Annotated in this window: 20 protein-coding genes and 1 pseudogene; 15 read left to right on the forward strand and 6 right to left on the reverse strand. The window is 58.0% G+C overall.

Annotated elements, in window-relative coordinates; all coding sequences use genetic code 11:
- The first annotated feature begins 132 nt into the window (after positions 1–132).
- The 5 genes from KUIN1_RS14865 (at position 133) to KUIN1_RS14880 (ending at position 3182) form a co-directional block, all read left to right on the forward strand.
- Complete coding sequence (locus KUIN1_RS14865) at positions 133–714, forward strand: TetR/AcrR family transcriptional regulator (RefSeq protein ID WP_011268097.1); 582 nt, start codon at positions 133–135, stop codon at positions 712–714.
- Between the two features lie 56 nt (positions 715–770).
- Positions 771–1874 carry an alkene reductase gene (locus KUIN1_RS14870; protein ID WP_152092091.1) on the forward strand — a complete coding sequence of 368 codons (1104 nt, stop codon included), beginning with the start codon at positions 771–773 and terminating at the stop codon, positions 1872–1874.
- A gap of 72 nt (positions 1875–1946) precedes the next feature.
- Positions 1947–2081, forward strand: coding sequence for a hypothetical protein (locus KUIN1_RS28280; protein WP_003400790.1), 135 nt, complete (start codon positions 1947–1949; stop codon positions 2079–2081).
- Complete coding sequence (locus KUIN1_RS14875; protein ID WP_003400789.1) at positions 2078–2464, forward strand: nuclear transport factor 2 family protein; 387 nt, start codon at positions 2078–2080, stop codon at positions 2462–2464. The genes KUIN1_RS28280 and KUIN1_RS14875 overlap by 4 nt, the downstream gene beginning before the upstream one ends.
- 61 nt (positions 2465–2525) lie before the next feature.
- Complete coding sequence (locus KUIN1_RS14880; RefSeq protein WP_011268099.1) at positions 2526–3182, forward strand: NAD(P)H-binding protein; 657 nt, start codon at positions 2526–2528, stop codon at positions 3180–3182.
- 16 nt (positions 3183–3198) lie between these two features.
- Here the strand turns inward: KUIN1_RS14880 and KUIN1_RS14885 are convergent, their stop codons facing one another.
- On the reverse strand, positions 3199–4296 hold the full coding sequence (locus KUIN1_RS14885) for an NADH:flavin oxidoreductase (protein ID WP_096104092.1): 1098 nt from the start codon (positions 4294–4296) through the stop codon (positions 3199–3201).
- A 139-nt stretch (positions 4297–4435) separates the two neighbouring features.
- On the opposite strand from KUIN1_RS14885, the gene KUIN1_RS14890 reads away from it, so the two are divergent.
- Entirely contained in the window at positions 4436–5320 is an 885-nt protein-coding gene (locus KUIN1_RS14890) for a LysR family transcriptional regulator (RefSeq protein WP_003400784.1), read from the forward strand.
- Positions 5321–5387: 67 nt separating this feature from the next.
- On the opposite strand, the gene KUIN1_RS14895 is transcribed toward KUIN1_RS14890, so the two are convergent.
- The 4 genes and pseudogenes from KUIN1_RS14895 to KUIN1_RS14910 all read right to left on the reverse strand — a co-directional run bounded on the left by KUIN1_RS14895 (position 5388) and on the right by KUIN1_RS14910 (position 12957).
- Complete coding sequence (locus tag KUIN1_RS14895; protein ID WP_003400783.1) at positions 5388–6344, reverse strand: GGDEF domain-containing response regulator; 957 nt, start codon at positions 6342–6344, stop codon at positions 5388–5390.
- A gap of 18 nt (positions 6345–6362) precedes the next feature.
- On the reverse strand, positions 6363–10424 hold the full coding sequence (locus KUIN1_RS14900) for a CHASE domain-containing hybrid sensor histidine kinase/response regulator (protein WP_152092092.1): 4062 nt from the start codon (positions 10422–10424) through the stop codon (positions 6363–6365).
- Between the two features lie 500 nt (positions 10425–10924).
- A pseudogene (locus KUIN1_RS14905) lies at positions 10925–11686 on the reverse strand (transporter substrate-binding domain-containing protein); the annotation flags it as partial.
- Between the two features lie 368 nt (positions 11687–12054).
- Entirely contained in the window at positions 12055–12957 is a 903-nt protein-coding gene (locus tag KUIN1_RS14910) for a LysR family transcriptional regulator (RefSeq protein WP_003400772.1), read from the reverse strand.
- 142 nt (positions 12958–13099) lie between these two features.
- On the opposite strand from KUIN1_RS14910, the gene KUIN1_RS14915 reads away from it, so the two are divergent.
- The 5 genes from KUIN1_RS14915 (at position 13100) to KUIN1_RS14935 (ending at position 16243) form a co-directional block, all read left to right on the forward strand.
- Positions 13100–13297, forward strand: coding sequence for a tautomerase family protein (locus tag KUIN1_RS14915; protein WP_003400770.1), 198 nt, complete (start codon positions 13100–13102; stop codon positions 13295–13297).
- 85 nt (positions 13298–13382) lie between these two features.
- The gene (locus KUIN1_RS14920; RefSeq protein ID WP_152092093.1) at positions 13383–13736 is read left to right on the forward strand and encodes a putative quinol monooxygenase; all 354 of its coding nucleotides are present in this window, start codon (positions 13383–13385) and stop codon (positions 13734–13736) included.
- A 76-nt stretch (positions 13737–13812) separates the two neighbouring features.
- Complete coding sequence (locus KUIN1_RS14925; protein WP_024641488.1) at positions 13813–14427, forward strand: nitroreductase family protein; 615 nt, start codon at positions 13813–13815, stop codon at positions 14425–14427.
- Between the two features lie 85 nt (positions 14428–14512).
- Positions 14513–15097, forward strand: a complete 585-nt coding sequence (locus KUIN1_RS14930; RefSeq protein WP_011268111.1) for a carboxymuconolactone decarboxylase family protein — start codon at positions 14513–14515, stop codon at positions 15095–15097.
- Between the two features lie 198 nt (positions 15098–15295).
- Positions 15296–16243, forward strand: a complete 948-nt coding sequence (locus KUIN1_RS14935) for an alpha/beta fold hydrolase (protein ID WP_024641489.1) — start codon at positions 15296–15298, stop codon at positions 16241–16243.
- Between the two features lie 126 nt (positions 16244–16369).
- On the opposite strand, the gene KUIN1_RS14940 is transcribed toward KUIN1_RS14935, so the two are convergent.
- The gene (locus tag KUIN1_RS14940) at positions 16370–17269 is read right to left on the reverse strand and encodes a LysR family transcriptional regulator (protein WP_152092094.1); all 900 of its coding nucleotides are present in this window, start codon (positions 17267–17269) and stop codon (positions 16370–16372) included.
- Between the two features lie 110 nt (positions 17270–17379).
- Between KUIN1_RS14940 and KUIN1_RS14945 the strand changes: the two genes are divergently transcribed.
- Genes KUIN1_RS14945 through KUIN1_RS14960 form a run of 4 tightly spaced genes read left to right on the forward strand, consistent with a single transcriptional unit; the run spans position 17380 to position 19984 of the window.
- Entirely contained in the window at positions 17380–18009 is a 630-nt protein-coding gene (locus KUIN1_RS14945; protein WP_024641491.1) for an NADPH-dependent F420 reductase, read from the forward strand.
- A gap of 30 nt (positions 18010–18039) precedes the next feature.
- On the forward strand, positions 18040–18873 hold the full coding sequence (locus KUIN1_RS14950; protein WP_104652734.1) for a DODA-type extradiol aromatic ring-opening family dioxygenase: 834 nt from the start codon (positions 18040–18042) through the stop codon (positions 18871–18873).
- 4 nt (positions 18874–18877) lie between these two features.
- Entirely contained in the window at positions 18878–19549 is a 672-nt protein-coding gene (locus KUIN1_RS14955; RefSeq protein ID WP_104652733.1) for an alpha/beta hydrolase, read from the forward strand.
- A gap of 33 nt (positions 19550–19582) precedes the next feature.
- The gene (locus tag KUIN1_RS14960; RefSeq protein ID WP_003400759.1) at positions 19583–19984 is read left to right on the forward strand and encodes a DoxX family protein; all 402 of its coding nucleotides are present in this window, start codon (positions 19583–19585) and stop codon (positions 19982–19984) included.
- The last annotated feature ends 12 nt before the right edge of the window (positions 19985–19996 follow it).

Here is a 19996-nt window from a genome sequence, read left to right on the forward strand (position 1 = left end):
GGCACTGTATCCCCCCAGGGGGGATAGAGTCAAAGCCTATGCGGTATACATTTGCTGAGGTTTTTTTGCGCAAGCATATCCAGAAAAACTTACTAGACGACTGGTCGGTTTACGTTTAGGATGCTCGGCATTATGAAGAAACCAGCTCAGGACATGCGACAGCACATCATTGATGTGGCCCGCTCGCTCATGACGAACAAAGGCTATACCGCCGTCGGCCTCGCAGAGGTGTTAAGCACGGCTGGTGTACCCAAAGGTTCGTTCTATTACTACTTCAAATCGAAGGAAGAATTCGGTCAGGCGCTGCTGGAAGAGTATTTTTCCGAGTACCTGGGTCGAGTCGACGCCCTCATGGCACGCCCCGGAAGCGGCGCCGAGCGGTTACTGGCCTACTTCAACTATTGGATAGAAACCCAGGGCACCGACTTTCCCGAAGGCAAGTGCCTGGTCGTCAAGCTGGGGGCGGAAGTCTGCGATTTGTCTGAAGACATGCGTGGCGTGCTCGAGGTCGGCACAGCAAAAATCATCAAACGCATCACTGCCTGTGTCGACATGGGTGTCGCCGACGACAGCATTCATCCCGAGGGCGATCATGAAGGATTCGCAGAATCCCTCTATCAGCTCTGGCTTGGCGCTTCCCTTCTGGCGAAGGTGAACAAGTCCACCGAATCTTTCGAAAAAGCACTGACCATGACCAAACGCCTGCTGCGGTAGCGGGCATTTTTTTTGTCTTTTTAAGTAGACGACTGGTCTACTATATGGAGTATTTGATGCATGATCCCCGTACAACTACCGACCTGTTTTCCCCCGTCACCCTGGGCTCCATGGAGCTGGCGAACCGTATTGTGATGGCACCGGTAACACGCAGCCGCTATGGCGAGGATGGTGTTCCCAATGAACTGCACGCAACTTACTACGCACAACGCGCTACGGCAGGGCTGATCGTCGCCGAGGCGACAAACATTTCCGCTCAGGGTCGAGGCTATGCCGCGACACCGGGAATCTGGAGTGACCAACAAGTCGCAGGCTGGCGCCTGGTGACCGACGCTGTACATGCAGCAGGAGGCAAGATTGTCAGCCAGCTATGGCACGTGGGGCGATTTTCCAGTATCGACCTGCAACCCAACGGCGAGGCACCGGTAGCGCCTTCCGCCATCAAGGCCGAGGGCAATACCTACACCGCCGGCGGTTTTGTACCTGTCTCCATGCCGCGCGCACTGGAAACCGGCGAAATCCCCGGCATCATCGAGCAATACAAACACGCCGCAGAGAACGCCAAAAGGGCCGGTTTTGATGGCATTGAAGTCCATTCGGCCAACAGTTACCTGCTGGACCAGTTTCTGCGCGACTCGACCAATCAGCGCACCGACCAGTATGGCGGTTCGATAGAAAACCGCGCTCGCCTGACGCTGGAAGTCACCCAGGCCATCGTGGATATCTGGGGCAGTGACCGCGTGGGTATTCGCTTGTCGCCCGTGACCCCCGACGCCGGTAATACGGCACCCGACAGCAACGTCATGGGCCTTCATGGCTACCTGATCCAGCAACTGAACACATTCAATCTGGCCTATCTGCACTTTGTCGAAGGCGCCACTGCCACCTCCCGTGAAGTGCCGGAGGGTGTCGACATGGATGCCCTGAGCGCCGGGTTCAACGGTCCGTTCATTGGCAATAACAACTATGACCTGAAGATGGCGATCGAGCGTCGGGCGCAGGGCAAGATCGACGCCGTGGCTTTCGGCCGCTTGTTCATATCCAACCCCGACCTCGTCGCCCGTCTGCGCCATGCTGCCGAGCTGACCATTGCACCACGTGAGTCGTACTACGGCGGCGGTGCCAAAGGCTATATCGACTGGCCAATGGGCAAGTACTAAGCCACTGCCGGCCTCCTCCCCTTCATCAATTCCCAGGATCCCGGAAATACCGCGACAAAGGAAAAACACCACATGAATTATCTCGACAAGAAAACCGTAATCGTCACCGGCGCAGCAACAGCCAAAGCGCTTAACGAGATGGCCATTGCGCCTGAAGATATCAGCCGCGCAGTGGTCAGTTCCCAATCCAGGAGTAACACCCCATGAGCAAGAACATCAAAGCCGTCCCGACCACCGATTACAACGCAGTTATCGCAACGGCCGGCAAGTACGTAGAAGGCTTGCGTACAGGCAGCGTTGCCACTATCGAGGAAGCCTTTCATAAAGATGCGGTGATGTATGGTTTCACCAATGGTCAACTGCTGGGTGGACCGATCAGTAACCTGTACACCTTCGTCGAAACCAATGGTACCGCTCCAGACATCACAACGCGCCTGGACGTCCTTGCCATTACGCCCACCACGGCAGTGGTCCGGGTCGATATGGAAAAGGATGCTATTGGTGCGGACTACAACGACTACCTGACGCTGATCAAAATCGACGACAGCTGGAAAGTGATTGCCAAGGTCTACCATCAATTCGAAGGTTAACGTGGCTGGAATGCGCCGATATTGCTGAGCGTCGGCGCACGGCCAACCAGAGGAAGATTTCATGTCAAAAGTTTTTGTCATCGGCGCAGCCGGAAAGGTCGGCCAGCGCCTTCTGAAAAACCTTGGCGGCGGCGCTCATGAAGTGATCGCACTGCACCGTAAAGAACAACAGTCAGCGGCAATCAAAGCGACTGGCGCCATACCATTGCTCGGCAACCTCACCGATCTGGACGCTTCGCGATTGGCCGCTGCGATGACAGGCAGCGATGTCGTGGTTTTCACCGCCGGGGCTGGCGGCGCGGGCATTGAGCTGACCAATGCCATTGATGGCGAGGGCCTGGAAACCGCTGTTGATGCAGCCGTGCTTGCCGGGGTCAATCGCTTCCTGTTGGTGTCGGCATTTCCTGAAGCAGCACGAGGCACGGACACCTCCGCTGGCTTCGAGAATTACATGCGGGTGAAAAAACAAGCCGATGTGTATCTGGCCTCTTCCGCACTGGACTGGGTGATTCTCAGGCCAGGCACCCTGGTCGACAACCCGGGGACCGGTGAAGTCTGCGCAGGTCCGGCTATCGCATATGGCGAAGTACCGCGCGATGACGTAGCCGCTTTCCTGGCTGCACTGGTCGATCGACCCGGGATATCCCGCCAGATCATCGAACTGACTAAGGGCGCAACACCTATCAACGAGGCATTGCGCACGCTCAGCCAGCGCTGATGTTCGTCACAAACGACTAGACCAGCTCACTGTCCTTGATGTTGGCAATCGGCCCGAGAATGGCTGGATCGAAGTCGCGCAGTGGCGCGCCCTGACGCAACAACTCTGGCAGGTCCGGATTGACCAGCGCACCCTTGCCCACTGCGATGATGTCCGCACCCTGGCGAAGCACCTGGTCGGCTTTTTGCGGATCGTGCAGGCCGCCATTGGCGATCAGCGCAACATCCGGCGCGTAGCGACGGGCCAGTTCGACCAGGCTGGCTTGACCCTGGGTAAAGGCCGGCTGCCATGCTTCGTGTTCGGTCACATGGATGTAATCGACCCCGGCATCGGCCAGCGCAGCGAAAATGACTTCGGCATCGCCCTCGCCCCCGGCCCATTTGTGCTGAAAGTCGTTGACCTTGCCTTGTGAAAGACGCACGCCCACCGGTGCCTGCCCGGCGACCTTTTTCACTGCGGCGATGACCTCGAGCGTCAGTCGCAGGCGCTGTCCGACCTCACCGCCCCACTGATCGGTGCGCTGATTGCTGTAGTCGGTCAGAAACTGATCCAGCAGGTAGCCGTTCGCACCATGTATCTCGACACCGTCAAAGCCTGCAGTGCCGATAGCCAGTTGCGCCGCGCGGGCGAACCCGTCAATGGCCTCGGCAATATCCTTGTCACTCATCGCTCGCGGAACCCGGTAGCTGCCCACGCCGTAATAGAACGCCATCTGTTCGCCCTTGGGACGAATGGCCGAAGGGCCCGCCGACTCGCTGACGAAGCGATTGGCCTGGCTGAGTGCGCCGGCGTGCATGAGCTGCGCAATCATGACACTGCCATGCCGGTGCACAGCATCGGTCGTGGCACGCCATGCCTGCGCCTGCTCGTCATCAGTGAGCCCGGGCTGGAAGCGGTAGCCCTGGGAAAAACGGCGATCGGTGTAGTTGCCCTCGGTGATGATCAGGCCAAAACCGCCCTTGGCGAACCGCTCGTAATAGCGCGTCATGGCCTGCGTTGCACTGCCCTGCTCGTCCGCGCTCACGCGTGTCATGGGCGCCACCGCAAACCTGTTCTTCAGTTTCAGATGACCTCTGTCGAACGGGGCTGTAACGTGTTTGTTTGTCTCGCTCATGCTTCAAATCCTCACTGTGCAGACCGGCTGCGGATTGCCCGCAGTCATTGACAGAACCTGCAGTAACGGTAAGGGCTGGCGCAGCCCATTGGAACCCGGCCGTGCAGATAAGGCGCTTTAACGATAATGGATAGAATCCATGCAAATATCTGATATAGAGGTGTTCGCCGCCATTGCTTCCAGCAGGAGTCTGTCGGAAGCGGCGCGTCGACTCGGGTTGTCGCCGATGGCCATCTCCAGGCGTCTGGCTGCGCTGGAAAACGACCTGGGCGTCAGGCTGGTGCACCGCACAACCCGCTCGGCATCACTGACGCCGGAGGGCGAAGTGTTTCTGCCGCACGCCAAAACCATGCTGCACGCCAGCGAAACCGCCCGCGCGACGCTGAAAGCCGATGCCGGTACAGCCAGTGGCGTACTGCGAGTCACAGCACCCAGCGTGTTTGGTCAGACCGTCATCATGCCGCTGCTGCCAGCCTTGATGCAGGACAATCCGGCACTGAGTATCGACCTGACGCTGTCGGACAGCATCGTGGACATCGCCGGGCTGGGCATCGATGTCGCCATCCGAATCGCTACGATACGTGACTCCGCCCTGGTGGCCAGATCGCTGGCGCCCAACCCTCGGGTCGTGTGTGCAAGCCCCGACTACCTGGCGCGGCACGGCCAGCCATCGGTACTGGACGAACTCCGCCAACACCCGTGCATCACCTTGCATGCGATGCCTTACTGGCCGTTCATCAGAGAGGGCGAGCCGGTGGCCATCCGCGCGCAAGGGGCGTTCTCGGCCAACAGCGTCGAAGCGGTGCGCACGGCGTGCAAACAGGGCCTGGGGCTGGCCATGCTGACCTATTGGGACGTTCAGCAGGAAATCCGTGAAGGCAGCCTTCAACAGATAAACTTTGAGGATGTCATCCCCGAGCAGCTGTCGGTGACGGCCGTATTGCCAACCCGCCAGCGCGTACCTCACCGGGTACGCCTGTTCGTTGACCGTCTTGAAGCAGAGCTCAACAAGAATGCGGTTTGAAGCAAGGTGTCAGTGTCCCTGACGTTTCGCTGGCGCTGAAGTTATTTTTCAAACACCCGTTGTAGACTCAAGGCGCAACCTGTATCGGCTCAAACCGGCTGCAGTTTCGCCCCTCATGCTTGGCCCGGTACAAGGCCCGGTCGGCTTCCGCCAGCAACGCTATGGCGATCGAGTCAGGTGCAAGGCCGATTGCAGCGCCCGGGCTCGGGACGGGCAGCGCACCAGCCTCCAGACTTGCTACCCCCACCGACACGGTCACCCGGCCGAAGTCACTGGTTTCATGGGGCTTGTTGAGGCCATGAATGTGCTGCACGATTTCATCCGCCAGACGACAGGCGCCCTCTGCCCCGGTATCCGGCAACAGCACGGCAAACTCCTCGCCCCCATAACGAGCTACCAGATCGGTCGACCTGTGCACGCACTTTTTCAAGGCGTGGGCGATGGCAATCAGGCACTCATCGCCTTGCAAATGGCCATAGTGATCGTTGTAACGTTTGAAGAAATCGATGTCGAGCAACAGCAGCGAAAACGCACCTTGGTTGCGCCGCATGCGCAGCCATTCGCGCGCGATACTCTCGTCGAGGAAACGCCGATTGGCCAGCCCCGTCAGCCCATCGGTCTGGGCCAGCAGGTTGAGCTGGTCCATCGCCATTTTCAGGCGCAGGTGGGTCTTTACTCGCGCCGTGACGATCAAAGGCTGAATAGGCTTGCCGATGAAATCCACCGCCCCCAGCGCCAGTCCGGCTTCCTCGATACGGGTTTCGGTGTGGCTGGTGATGAAGATGACGGGAACGTCTTCCAGCAATTGATCGGCCTTGAGCGTCTCACAGACTTCAAAACCGCTCATTCCGGGCATCTCGGCGTCGAGAAGGATAAGGTCAGGACGCATTTCCCGGACCATCTTCAAGGCCTGGGCACCGCCCGTGGCAAAACGAATCTGCCCCAGACCGTTCAGAATTTTGCTCAATACGCGAATGGCGGAAATATCATCATCGACAATCAGCAGGCTAGGTACAGGTTGCATGGTGGGTGACGCTCCTTTTTATAATTCCGCACGTTCGAGCAGGTGCAGTGCCTGCTCGAACTCCAGCCCTTCAATGGTCTGCCAGAGCTGTTCGACCAGTGCCTGTCCGGCCAGCTCCTGAAGCGCCACAGCAGCCAGCGGAAACTGGTCCAGCGCGGCGATATCATGGTTTTCAAGCAGTTCACGCAAGGTCGACAATGCCTGTCGGGAAACATCGGGATCCGCATCGATACGCGGGGCCAGCGGCCTTTCCTCAAGTACCGGCGTGCGCTCCTGCAATGACCGGAAAGCGGCACTCAGGGCTCGCAACGCTTGCTCCGGGTCCGCAGCGTTGCGCAGCAGGGTTTCCGCCTGCCCGGCATGCAGGCCCACTTGCGTGGCGCCAAGCAGCAGTGCAGAACCGCGCAATTTGTGCAGATCAGCCATTGTTTGATCGGGGTTTTGTCGCGCCCGTGCCAGAACGCTCTCGCTCTCGCCGAACGCGGCAAATTCACTGAAAAAGCGCCGCAGGGACGAGAGAAACAAGGGCACATCATTGCCTAGCCGAGCGGCGACCTCCTGGGTGTCGATACCTTCGATAACCGGCCATGCAGAGCCTGTCGATGCTTCCTGCAGCAAGGTGCCGACCGCCAGCGGAGCACCTCGGACACGCTCGACGGCACGCCGTACCGCCCGAATCAGGGCTGCGGGGTCCAGAGGCTTGGTGAGGAAATCGTCCATACCCGCCAGCTCGGCCTGCCGCCGCTCTTCTGCCAGGGCGCCTGCGGTCAACGCCAGCACGGGCAAGCGTGTCAGGCCCAGTTCGCTGCGCAAGCGCCGCGTCGCCTCATAGCCATCCATTTCCGGCATCTGCACATCCATCAGCACAGCATCGAAGAAATCCGGCGTCTGCCGCAGTCGTTCAAGGGCCAGCAGACCATTGCTGCAGGTCTGGACCACAGCGCCCTGCTGCTGCAACAACAGGCTGGCAACCTCCAGGTTGATCTCGCTGTCGTCCACCAGCAGCAGGTGCAATCCACTCAACCAGAGCGTCATGGAGGTATCCATCCGCGTGGCCTGGATAACCCGTTCGGTGCTGCCCTGATACCTGGCGATACAAGCGTTGACCGCGTTGAACAGGGCCGAGCTGTCCAGCGGCTTGAGCAATACCTTGTCGACCAGAGGGTGCAGTTCTGCCCGGATCTCGGACGATGTCACCAGAATGACCGGAAGCGGCGTCGCCTCGATCAACTGCTGCACCTCCTCAACCTGCGGCTGCTGCCAGTCCACCAACAGTACATCCGGCAATGCCGCGTTAACGTGATTACGCTCCTGCAAGGCAGTGCGCAGGTCATGTTCGCCGGTCAGACTCGCCACACGCCAGCCCAGGCCGCGGCATAAGCGTTGCAACGCCATGGACGATTGCGCGTCGTCGCTGAGCAGCATGACCTCCAGACTGCTTCCCGGGCCGGACGGCTCCAGGTCGCTCTGGCTGATCTGGAACGGCAACTCCACCCAGAACTCGCTACCTGTGCCGAGTTCGCTCTCCACCCCTATACGGCCGCCCATCTGCTCGGCCAGCCCGCGCACCACCGACAAACCCAGTCCGGTGCCGCCAAACCGCCGCGTGGTGGACGCATCCGCCTGAGTGAACGGCGAAAACAACTGGCCGAGCACATCGCCCGGTATGCCGCAGCCGGTGTCCTGCACAGAGAAGCGCAAGCAGCAGGTGTCGGCGTGATCGTCCTCACGGCTGACCGTCACATCGACTCCGCCGACACTGGTGAACTTGAGCGCATTGCCGACCAGATTCATGAGGATCTGGTTGACTCGCAATGCGTCACCTATCAACTGGCCAGGCAGCGATGCCACAACGTTGACAGAAAAGCGCAGGCCTTTTTCCTGTGCCTGGGGCGTGAACAGCTCGCCCAGTTCGTCGAGCAATTGCCGGGGGCTGAAGGGGTTATGTTCCAGGCGCATCTCTCCCGCCTCGATCTTGGCGATGTCGAGGATATCGTTGATGATCCCCAACAATGTCCGGCCGGCAATCTGCAGTTTGGTCAGCAACTGGCGCTGCTGGTCGTTCAAGGCGGTGTTGTGTAGCAGATGGGAGATGCCGATCACGGCATTCATGGGCGTGCGGATTTCATGGCTCATGTTGGCCAGAAACAGACTCTTGGCCGCATTGGCAGCCTCGGCGCTGGACTTGGCCGCGTGCAACTCGGCGCTATGGTGCAGCCGTTCGGTGATGTCCTGAGCAATACCCAGATGACCGATGAGTTCTCCGTCGGCGGTACGGATCGGGGTGATGATCATCAGCACAGGCACCGTCGTGCCATCCTTGCGCACGTAGGTCCATTGCCGGGTTTCCGAGCCTTCGCGGGACGCTTTGTAGCAAAAGACGTCAATGCCTTCGATCAGGGTGCCGTATTCACGACTCAGCTCGGCGGAGCGTGCGGCCACTTCTTCAGGAAGATGAAACACCCCTGGGCCGTTGCCACTGAGCATTTCCGAATTGCTGTAGCCCAGCAGCAATTCAGCGCCCCGATTGAACACAAAGATCTGCCCCTGTGTATCGGTAGCGATGATCGAAACTTCCGAAGAAGCGTCCAGCACACCCTGCAGCAAACCCGCCACTCTGGACAGCTCTGCAGTGCGCTCGCTGACCTGCTGTTCAAGCTGTGCGTTGAACTCCATGAGGTAGCGTTCGACGCGCTTGCGGTCGGTGATGTCGTGCATCATTTTCGCCGCGCCGAGTAGGGTGCCGTCAGTCTCGCGGATGAAACTGCAGGTAATGGTCACATCGATCAACTGGCCGTTCTTGTGCAGCCGCCGGGTTTCCAGCGTCGGCCCGCGCTCACCGCGGGCCACCCTTTCCAACAGCTGTTCGTCTTCGTGAACCAGCTCTGGCGGAACCAGCAGTGGCGCCAATGGGCGGCCCAGCACTTCGTGCTCGTCGTAGCCAAACATCTGCTCGGCAGCCCGGTTCCAGGTGATGATCCGACCGTCCAGGGCTTCACCGATGATCGCGTCGCTGGAGTTTTCGACGATGGTTGCCAGCCTGGCCTGACCGGCAACCACCTGCTGTTTGCGCTGACGGGACAGTAGCAGCGTGCCGACCAGCACCGTCAACATCAGGCTGACCAGCGTGCCGATGAGGAACACCCTGCCCGCCGGGACCGGATCGAGGGCCGCGATAAATGCCGGGTGAGCACCTACCTCCATGCGCCACACGCGCCCATAGATCTCCCGCTCGAAAGCATAGGTCTGCAAGACCTCCTGATCATGATCGTTTTCCGGGGTCTGGTAGATCAGTTGCCGACCTTCATTGACGTCATAAAGCTTCAAGTGCAGCCTGTGGTTCAAGGGGTCCAGATTGCTCATCACCTCCCGCATGGCCAACGGTGCATAGGTCCAGCCGATCACGGACGTTTCACGCTGGGCGATATCGGTGGGGATTTCAGGGGTGCTGTAAACCGGTAACAGGAATAGAAACGCGCGCATGTGATCATCGTTGTCCTGCAGCAGGGTAATAGGCGCCGACAGGGTTGCAGCGCCGCTGCGCATGGCCTGAAGGGCTGCATCGCGACGATGCTCCTCCGAGGCAATGTCCAGCCCCAGCGCCTGGACATTGCGGTCCAGCGGGTCGATGAATTGAATGATGAAACGGTCTCCCTGCCGGGTGCCCGGTCCACTCAATCGACTGAGACTGAAGTCCGGCCTGCCATCCTCCCTGACACGCCTTACGAATTCGGCCTCATCGCTGGCCGCAACGCGGCGGATAAAACCGAATCCGCGCGCGCCCGGGTATTCCTTCTCGATATTGCGCCCTTTGCTGTAACGGCCCATCTGGCTGCTGTTGATATGCTGGAGGTCCAGCATGTGAACGGCACCGCGCAGACCTCGAAGGCGGTACTCATAGACCCTGAGCCGTGCCTGCAAGTTATCGCCGATCCCCTCTCCGGCCTCTTTGAGAGCCTGGCCTATGCGTGCATCAATCGACCTGCGCTGTTCATGGCTGGCGATAAAGCTGACGCTGAGCCCGGCCAACAGCACCACAGCCATCCAGCCAACGAGCCACGTGAGAGAGCTTTTCTTCATCAATCAGACACTCGTTTTCAATCCTGAATACCGGGAGGTGACCAGAGGACACCGTCCGCCTGCCCTGGCGCGTGTCTGCGACCTCAAGCGTAGATTGTCTTCGACCAAGCGCCAGTGACGTCGCCATGGCTGCCGGTTTATCGCGCGCGCGGCCGCACGGCCTCTGTCAGCAGCCACCTGCAACTCATGGAATCGACCCAGCAGATGGCTAAATGATAGTTATCCTTTTCTTAAGGAAACCTTAGCGCCTTTATCGACTGAGCACAGGCACGACTTGACAAGCCATCAGTGCCTTATTTATGCGGGTGTGTTCGACAGGTTGCGGTGTACGACGAAGGAAGGAAGGAAGTTGATCGGGCCCGGTCATGCTGGCCAGCCCGGCGGTTTCAGCTTGAATCGTAAGCTTGTTCAGCGTAGCCAGTGCGATTGCCGCTCATGCAGTAAAACGAACCGGCATTGAGCCGGTTCGCCATTCAGTCAATACCGTCAGGCCTCTGCCATCAAGGCTTCCAGCTTCCGCCTTCGACGATGACCGCGTTGGGGTCTGTGCCCTCGGCCAGTTCCGGGCGTACATACTGGTCGTAGAGCTTGAGCAGGTATTTCTCTTCGCCCAGTCTGGCCAGTTCGGTATTGACCCAGTCGCGCAGCTCGATATTGCCTTTTTTGACTGCAGGGGCGATTGGCGCTTCGTCACCGAGTTTCTGCTCCAGCACGCGGTAGCCGGGGTTTTTCTTCGCCCAGCTGAACAGCACCAGATTGTCCTGCGCATAGGCATCGCCACGACCATTGGCCAGCGCCTGCAGCGACTCGGAGTTTTTCTCGAATTTCAGCACTTTCCAGTCAGGGTGATTTTTCGTCAGCCAGATATCAGCGGTGATGCCGGTGGTGACGATGGTGGTCTTGCTCGCCAGATCGTCCAGGGTCTTGACCGGGCTGGCTTGCGGCACCAGCGCCTGGACTGCAACACGCAGATTCGGATGGGTGAAATCCACCGCCTCCCGACGTTCCGGCGTGACGGTCATGTTGGCCAGAATCAAATCTACCTTGTCACTCTGCAGAAACGGTATGCGGCTGGCGGGCTCGACCACCACGAACTCGACCTTCTTCTCGTCGCCCAGCAGGTCCTTGGCGAAACGCTTGCCCAGGTCAGTGTCGAAACCGACGTACTGGCCCTGCTCGTTGACGAAGCCAAAAGGCGGTTTATCGCTGAACACGCCGACAATCAGCTTGTCACGGGCCTTGATGGTTTCCAGGTAGCTGCTGGACGGTGAAGGGGCAGCCTTGGCCACGGGCTTCTGTTCGGAATGCGTAATCGAAGGTCATTGCTGGCCTTCCACATCGGGATAAACGGACAGAAAACACATCAGGCAGGGCCTTGAACTTACGTATTGATATATAGCTTAACCTTATGTTTTACATAAAATTAATACCTTTTTAGCATAAGCATAGCGCGAAAAAGGTGCCTGCCTGGGCGCCCCATACGCGTCACGTGCCAGTATCAAGTGGAATGAACACTTGCCCAATCAGTATGTGTGGGGCTCCATGAATTGGCGGTAGCGGGTTCTGCAAAACCGGATTGGCCCGAGGTGATGCAGGGCGTCTGCCTGGCTGGAATGTCTTCGCGAAGACGCTACTGCCAGTGCTCACACAACCGCACCAGCTCATCAACCACATACCTCACCTTGGGCCGCAAGTGAGAAACCCTGGGCCATACGGCATGTACTTCAACGGGCTCTGGTTCATAGCCTGCCAGCACCTCAACCAGTCGGCCCGCGTCAATGTCGTCCTTGAACAGGCAGCGCGGCATCTGGCACAGGCCGACGCCGGCGACGGCTGCCAGGATCATGGCCTCGCCATCGCCGATCTGATGTGCGGAAGGTGGCGCGTAGCGAACCGTTTCCTGATCTTCATTGACTCGCCAGGAGAGTGGTTGGCCCCGTCGATGGCCGACGATGCAATGGTGACGATTCAGATCTTCCAGGGTGTCAGGTACGCCAAAACGGGCCAGATAACTCGGCGCGGCGCAAATAGCCCAGCGTTGTCGCGCAAGCCGGCGAGCAACAAGGCCGCTGGTATCCTTGAGTTCTCCAAAACGAACCAGCAGGTCGATCCCCTCTTCAATCGGATCGACCAAGTGGTCAGAAAAAGTCATATTCAACTGCAGCGCGGGATACTTGTTAGCGATTTCAAATAACAACGGGGCGACAACCCGGCGCCCGAATGCCACGGGTATATCGATGCGCAATCGTCCGGACGGTTCGCGGGTTCCCGGAGCCAATCCGCTTTCAGCCGCACCTATTTCTTCGAGCGCGTTCGAGCAGGCGATGAAATAGGCATCGCCATCAGCAGTCAGAGATATTCGACGGGTAGAGCGATGAAACAGCTGGACGCCCAGTCGCGCTTCAAGCCGGGCTATGGATTTGCCGACGGCCGATTTCGAAATACCCAGTCGCCCGGCTGCCTCGGTAAAGCTATTCGAACGCGCTGCCACCACAAAGGTGATGACGCCTTGGAACGAGTCTATGGGAATCATAACCGCCCTGAAAAGTAGACAATAACTCTACCCACTTTAGAGTTTCAGGCAGTTTATCGCCAGACACTTCTACCCTAGCATGGCGGTATGTCTCTGGCTGATCACATCAGACCGAGTTTTCAATCCCAAACAGGAATACATCATGCCCGTCGTACGCGTCAGCTGGTTCGAAGGTAAAGAGCATGCTCAGAAAGCCGCCGTAGCTGCTGAAATCACCGAAAGCATCGTCAAAAACACGGGGACTCCCGCCGAATACATCTACGTCATTTTCGAAGACGTAGCACCGTCGGATTGGGCAGGTGCGGGCAAATTGTTCGGTGAAACTCCCGCCACGCCCTGAACCTGCACACTGCATAAATGCAACGACTGGATCAGCGTTGCATCCTCACCTGCCCCCTTGGGGGCCGACCGTGGAAGAGATCACCATGCATCCACATATTTCCTGCTTATTCTCGCTTGCAATCAAACCCGGCGACTTTGCCGATTTCAAAGCGCTGATCGCCCAGGTCGTTGCCGCCACCCGGAAAGAGCCCGGCACCCTGGTTTACGAGTACAGCGTGAATGAAGATCAAAGCGTTGCGCATATCCTTGAGCGCTATAACGTCGAATCCGTTGTCAGCCACGTAGACATCACCTTCGCCCCATTCGGCAAGCGCTTCCTCGAACTGTGCACCATCACCAGTCTGGTTGTGTACGGCACACCAGATGCCGAGATCCGTAAACGCCTGGATCCGTTCGGTGCTGTGTACATGACGCCGTTCGACGGCTTCAGCCGCTAACCGATTTGATCTGCGCAGACTCGACTGCAAAAAACCGGGGCTGCACTTGTTTCCCCCTTACGGCACAGAGAGCACCATGTCTATTATCGCTGACCTCATCAAGTCCCGAATTTCCGCCAACAACTACGACACTGAGCGCAAACTCTCAGATCAAGCGATCACTGATCTGATTGATCTGGCCACCCATGCGCCGTCCGCCTTCAACCTTCAAAACTGGCGTTTCGTAGCCATACGCAGTGAAGAAGCAAAAGCACGTTTGCTGCCCTTGGCCTATGGACAAAAGAAGGTGGTGGATTCAGCCGTGACATTTATTGTGTGTGGCACCCTGAATCCGCATCAAACGATTGCAACGTCGCTGAAGCCTTCGATGGATGCCGGGGTCATCGACAAGGCCATTTATGACATGTGGGTGGGCGCCGTTCAGGGTATGTACGCTGAAAATCCACAACTGCAGCGCGATGAAGCCATCCGTTCAGGCTCGCTGGCCGCCATGACGCTGATGCTTGCAGCTAAAGGCCAAGGCCTTGATTCAACCCCCATGATCGGCTTTGACCCAGCGGCGGTTGCAGAAGCATTCAATCTTTCAGCTACTGAAATCCCCGTGATGCTGGTGACCGTCGGTTATCCAGGCGAGAGCAACTGGCCGCAAAAGCCGCGTAAAGCCGTTCGCGAAGTGCTTGAGTTTATCTAGCACACAAAGTGCGGACGACGCATCGCTTAAACAACCCTGTCAAACCCGACATCACGACGACCAGATCACTCTGAAGGAGCGTCCCATGGCCAACCCGACCGGCCCGCATGACAACATCAGTTCCAAAGTTGAAATCGAGTATCCCGATTTTACAAAACTGCCTGATCAGGTACGGGAAAAATTCGAGAAGCTTCCAACGAAGGTCAACTTCTTTCGAATGCTGGGTTACAGCCCCGGAGCATTTATTCCTGTCATCGACCTGACCAACGCAATATTCAGGGACCTCACCCTCTCCGACTATCATAAGGAGATGATGGTATTGCTGCTGGCTGCGCATGAGAACGTCGCCTATGAGTGGGAGCAGCATGTTTCCATCGCTCAAGTTGCGGGGGTTCGTCCTGATCAGTTCGTCGCCATCGCAGAAGGCTGCCTGGAGGATGCCACAGCGTTCAAAGAGGACGAGCGCGTCCTGCTTCGGTTTGGCCAGGCCATTATCGACAAAGGCAAGGCCCCGGGTGTGCTGTTCAAGCATACCTTGCAGCACTTCTCGCTCCAGGAGCTGAGCGATGCCATTCTCGTCATTGGTTTTTATCGGATGTTGTCAGGCTACATTCAGACCTTCGATATCGCCGTTGATGCCCAGTCGGATGGGAACTGGATCAAAGGCTGATACCGACGTATGCCTGCTTCCTGAAGCATGGATCGATGGCTGTACCGCCATCGACCCACCTCCTCCTTTCAACGGTCGCGGCACGCTGAATGATCGAGCCTGGTCTGCGTGGGCAACGATCAACCCGTACGGCCTGCCAAAGGCCTGGGGCGATGCCAGGACCTGTCCATCACCCTTTTTAATTGCAGGTGTTCCTTCTTGAAATACCCATTAAAAGCCATATCGCTCAACGCATTGCTTGATGAAGATTTCTACTTTCCTCATGAGATCATTGGTCAGCCCTTTCGTACCTCCGACTTTACTGATCTGAAGATAAGCAGCTTCACCACCAGCGACGGCGTTAATCTCGGCTATTGGGAAGCCGGCGCCGGGCAACCGTTGATCTTCATCCCCGGCTGGTCGGCCAACGGCGCAATGTACTTTCACCTGATGCACATCCTGAGCGAGCACTACCATGTGTATGTGCTGGACGTGAGAAATCAGGGCCTTTCCGAGCGGGTCGACTTCGGTAATCGCATTTCACGGTACGCCATGGACGTGAAGGAGTTCGCCGGCCATTTGGGCGTTTCGCAGGCCGACTACTGCGGCTGGTCCATGGGCGCATCGGTGATGTGGGCCTACATCGATCTGTTTGGCACGCAAGGCATTCGCACCCTGAGCATCATTGACCAGGCACCCTCGATTTATTGCCACGCCGACTGGACGGAGCAAGAACGGCTCGAGGCCGGGGCGTTCACCACGTCGCCCGAGCGAATGATCGCATCCTATGCGCAAGGCATCGCCACCAACAGGCTGGTTTCCGCAAGCCGGGTTGTCGAGCGAGCGATGGCGATGGACTCGCCCTACTTCCATAACGTCATCAGCCTCGTGCAAGAGGTGGTTAAAGATGACATGGCATTTACCAGGCAGGTGCTTTTCGATCACACAACCAACGACTGGCGAGACGTCATTCGGTCAAAGATCAATGTGCCGACCGCAATCTTCACCGGTGAGTACAGCGACTGGCTGGAGAGTCAGCACTGGATGAGCTCGGTTATCCGGGACTCGGTACTTCATGTGTACACCAAAGCCGAGCAAGGCGATCACTTCCTGGCGTTCAAGAATCCAGTGAAATTTGCGGCAGACCTGCGCAGCTTTTTGCAGTAACGGCGATTCGGTGGGTGGCCGCACTTCCGGGTTTCTGTGTGTACGGACGTTCCTGATACAGCGCTCCTTTTATCCGGCTGATACCTTCACTGCCCCTTATATCAGCCGGTTTTTTCCAAAGGTCTGTCACTGCTCCCATACTGGATGGGCGAATCGCTCAACCAGAAAGTTGATCAGCGATCTTACCTTCGCGGGTAAATGTTTACGGGTTGGATACACCACGTAGATCCCCAACTCGACCGATTGATACTCGGGAAGTATTTCGACCAGATCGCCTCGGCGTAGATCCTGCGCCACCATAAAACTCGGCTGCAACGAAATGCCACCACCGGCCAATGTGATGGCGCGGCAGGTATCCCCGTTATTACATCGAACCACCGAGCGCGTGTGCACGCTTTCACTGCCTTCGGGCCCCTCGAATTGCCATTCAGTACCGCTGGCAAAGTTGCTGTAGGCCACTACCCCGTGCTCTGCCACATCCGATAGTTTTTCAATGGGTGCGTGGCTGGCCAGATACGCAGGCGACGCACACAGGCACATCCGGGTACTGGCCAGGCGTCTGCCCACCAACGACGAATTATCCATGCGTGCGATACGCACCGCTGCATCAATACCTTCGTCAACCAGATCCACCAGACGATCGCTCAAGCTGATTTCCAGCTCGACCTTGGGGTAGGCGCTCATGAAATCGGCCCAGCTCGGAGCCAGGTGCAGCACGCCAAAACTGACCGGGGCGTTGACTCGAAGCACTCCGCTGGCCTCCGGCGAAGCAGACGATACAGCCTTCTCTGCCTCATCCATCATGGCCAGCACCTCACGGGCCTGGTGATAGAACTGACGCCCCTCATCCGTCAAGGAAAGCCGCCGAGTCGTGCGGTGCAACAACCGCGCGCCGAGACGCTCCTCCAGCGTGCTCACGTAACGCGAGATGGCTGCCTTGGACATGCCGAGTGGCTCGGCTGCCCCGACAAAACTGCCCTTATCAACAACGATGCAGAAGACCTGCATTTCCAGTGCACGATCCATGATTGTCTCACCTAGTGGAACTATTCATCACATTCAGCCCGATTTATCCCTGCCTGGCAATCTATAAACTGGGCCCATCGAAACGCAACTCAACTCAGAGAGAGGCAGTCATGAAAATCACAGTAATCGGTACCGGCAACATGGGCTCAGCCTTTGCGAAACAGCTTTCTGCCGCAGGGCACAGCGTCCGCATCACTGGCCGTGACATCAGCAAGGCGCAGGCCCTGGCCGACCAGCACGCGAATGTCAGCGCTTATGCAGCGTCCGAAGCGTTGGGTGACAGCGAAGTGATCGTGGTGGCCACCGCCTATGCCGATGCGACCGCTGCACTGCAAAGCCTGGGTGACCTGACCGGTAAAGTGGTGATCGATATCACCAACCCGCTGAGCGCCGACTACATGTCATTGACCGTCGGCCACGTCACCAGCGCCTCGGAAGAAATCGCCAGGGCTGTGCCGCAAGCCAACGTTGTGAAAGCGTTCAACACCCTGTTCGCTCAAGTGCTCGCCGATGGTCCGAAGTTCGCCAACGACCAGACCGGCAGCGTATTTGTCGCCAGCGACAGTGAGCGCGCCAAGCAAACCGCTATCGCGCTGGCTCGCAGCCTGGGCTGGAACACCGTGGACGCTGGCGGCCTGGTTAACGCTCGCTATCTGGAGCCACTGGCGGGTTTCAACATCTACCTCGGTTACGGCGCGGGTCTGGGCACTTCGGTCGCTCCGGTCTGGCTGAGCAAGTAAGCAATACATCATCAATCAGGAGCAGTCACCATGAACACTTCATTCCCCCTGCTGTTTGTGTCTCATGGTGCTCCCACGTTCGCCATCGAGCCCGGCCTGGCAGGCCCGAGACTGGCCAGGCTCGGTCGTGAGCTGCCAAAACCTGATGCCATCGTGGTTGTCTCGCCGCACTGGATGACCCGTGGCGAAGTCAGGGTTACGTCAAGCACAGCACCTGAAACCATTCATGACTTTGGCGGTTTTCCGGGCGCTTTGTATACGTTGTCCTACCCGGCTCCGGGCGCACCAGCGTTAGCGAGTCATATTGTTGAGCTGCTGCAGACGGCGGGCTGGCAATCGCGGCTCGATTCCGCCCGCGGCCTGGATCACGGTGCCTGGATACCACTTATGTATCTGGCACCCGACGCAGACATACCGGTCGTTCAGGTGTCCATGCCCGCCACGCTTGATACACGCAGCGCCTGGCAGCTCGGCGCAGCACTCAAGCCACTGCGTGAGATGAACGTATTGATCGTGGCGTCAGGCAGCCTCACCCACAACCTGTACGAGTTCCGCGGCGCAACAAGCCACGGCGCCGACTACGTCAAACAGTTCGCAGCATGGACCGCCCTGACCCTGCAGGCAGGAAACATTGATCAGTTGCTCGACTACAAGCAGTACGCGCCTTCAGCCGAACGTGCACATCCGACCGATGAGCATTTCCTGCCGCTGTTTATTGCGCTCGGGGCAGCTGGTCACGGTTATCAGACACAGGTAATGGACGGCGGTATTACCCACGGCGTTCTGGCGATGGACAGCTACCTGTTTACCTCAATTGATAGCGAACGATTCGAGTCAGCTCAAACCGTTCTAGGTGTGAAATAACCTCATGCAAAACATCAACTTCTCTGAACCCGCACGCGAGTCCGAGTCGGGTATTTTTTTCCGTAAGGCATGTAGCACTGTCAACCCAAAGGCACGGTTGCTACTGCTTCACGGAGTAGGATCGAACGAAGCCAATCTCGCCAGTCTGGCCGCGTCGCTGCCCGAAGAGATCGAAATCCTGTTGCTCCGCGGCCCGCTGCAACTGGGTCCTCAAGGCTTCGCCTGGTACCAGGTCAACTTCACCAGCGATGGGCCTTCTTTTAACCAGGAGCAGGCTGAGTCCAGCCGCCAGTTATTGATCCGGTTTATTCAGGCGCTTCCCCCGCTGCCCACTGTGATCGCCGGGTTCAGCCAGGGCGGCATCATGAGCTCAAGCGTCGGCGTCACACAACCTGAGCTGGTAGCAGGTTTTGCGCTGCTGAGCGGGCGGATGCTGCGAGAAATCGAGCCAAAGATTGCGCCACGTGATCAGTTGCAAGGCGTCTCAGCCTTCATCGCTCACGGCCAGCAGGACAACGTACTGCCGATTGACTGGGCACATGAAGCTGACGCCTGGCTCAGCCGGATCGGTGTGCAGCACCAGACTCATTTTTACGACATGGCCCACGAGATCATTCCGCAGGAACTGGCTGACTTCTCGCAATGGCTGGACCGGAAACTTTCGCTTTCCAACTGAACCCCACTGCTTATTTAACACAAGGAATTTTCCATGATCGATTCACGCACCGCGCCTTACGCTGCTTTTGTACTGCGCCTGGCATTGGGCCTCATGTTCATCGCCCACGGCCTGACCAAAGTATTGGTCTTTACTCCGGCAGGTACTGCTGGCTTTTTCGAATCCATTGGCTTTCCAGGCTTCCTTGCCTATCCGGTTATGGCCTTCGAAGTGATCGGCGGTTTGATGCTGGTACTGGGGGTCTACGCCCGCTGGGTTGCTGCAATCGCTGTTGTTCAACTGTTTGTCGCCGCCACCGTGCATTTCGGCAACGGCTGGAGCTTCACCAACGCTAACGGTGGCTGGGAATATCCGATCTATCTGTCCGTCACAGCGCTGGTCCTCGCTCTGCTGGGTGATGGCGCGTTTGCTGTGAAATCTTCCAGAACGCAGTGACAGGCACCTATC

Source organism: Pseudomonas sp. KUIN-1, assembly GCF_009176725.1.
GTDB classification, from domain to species: domain Bacteria; phylum Pseudomonadota; class Gammaproteobacteria; order Pseudomonadales; family Pseudomonadaceae; genus Aquipseudomonas; species Aquipseudomonas fragariae.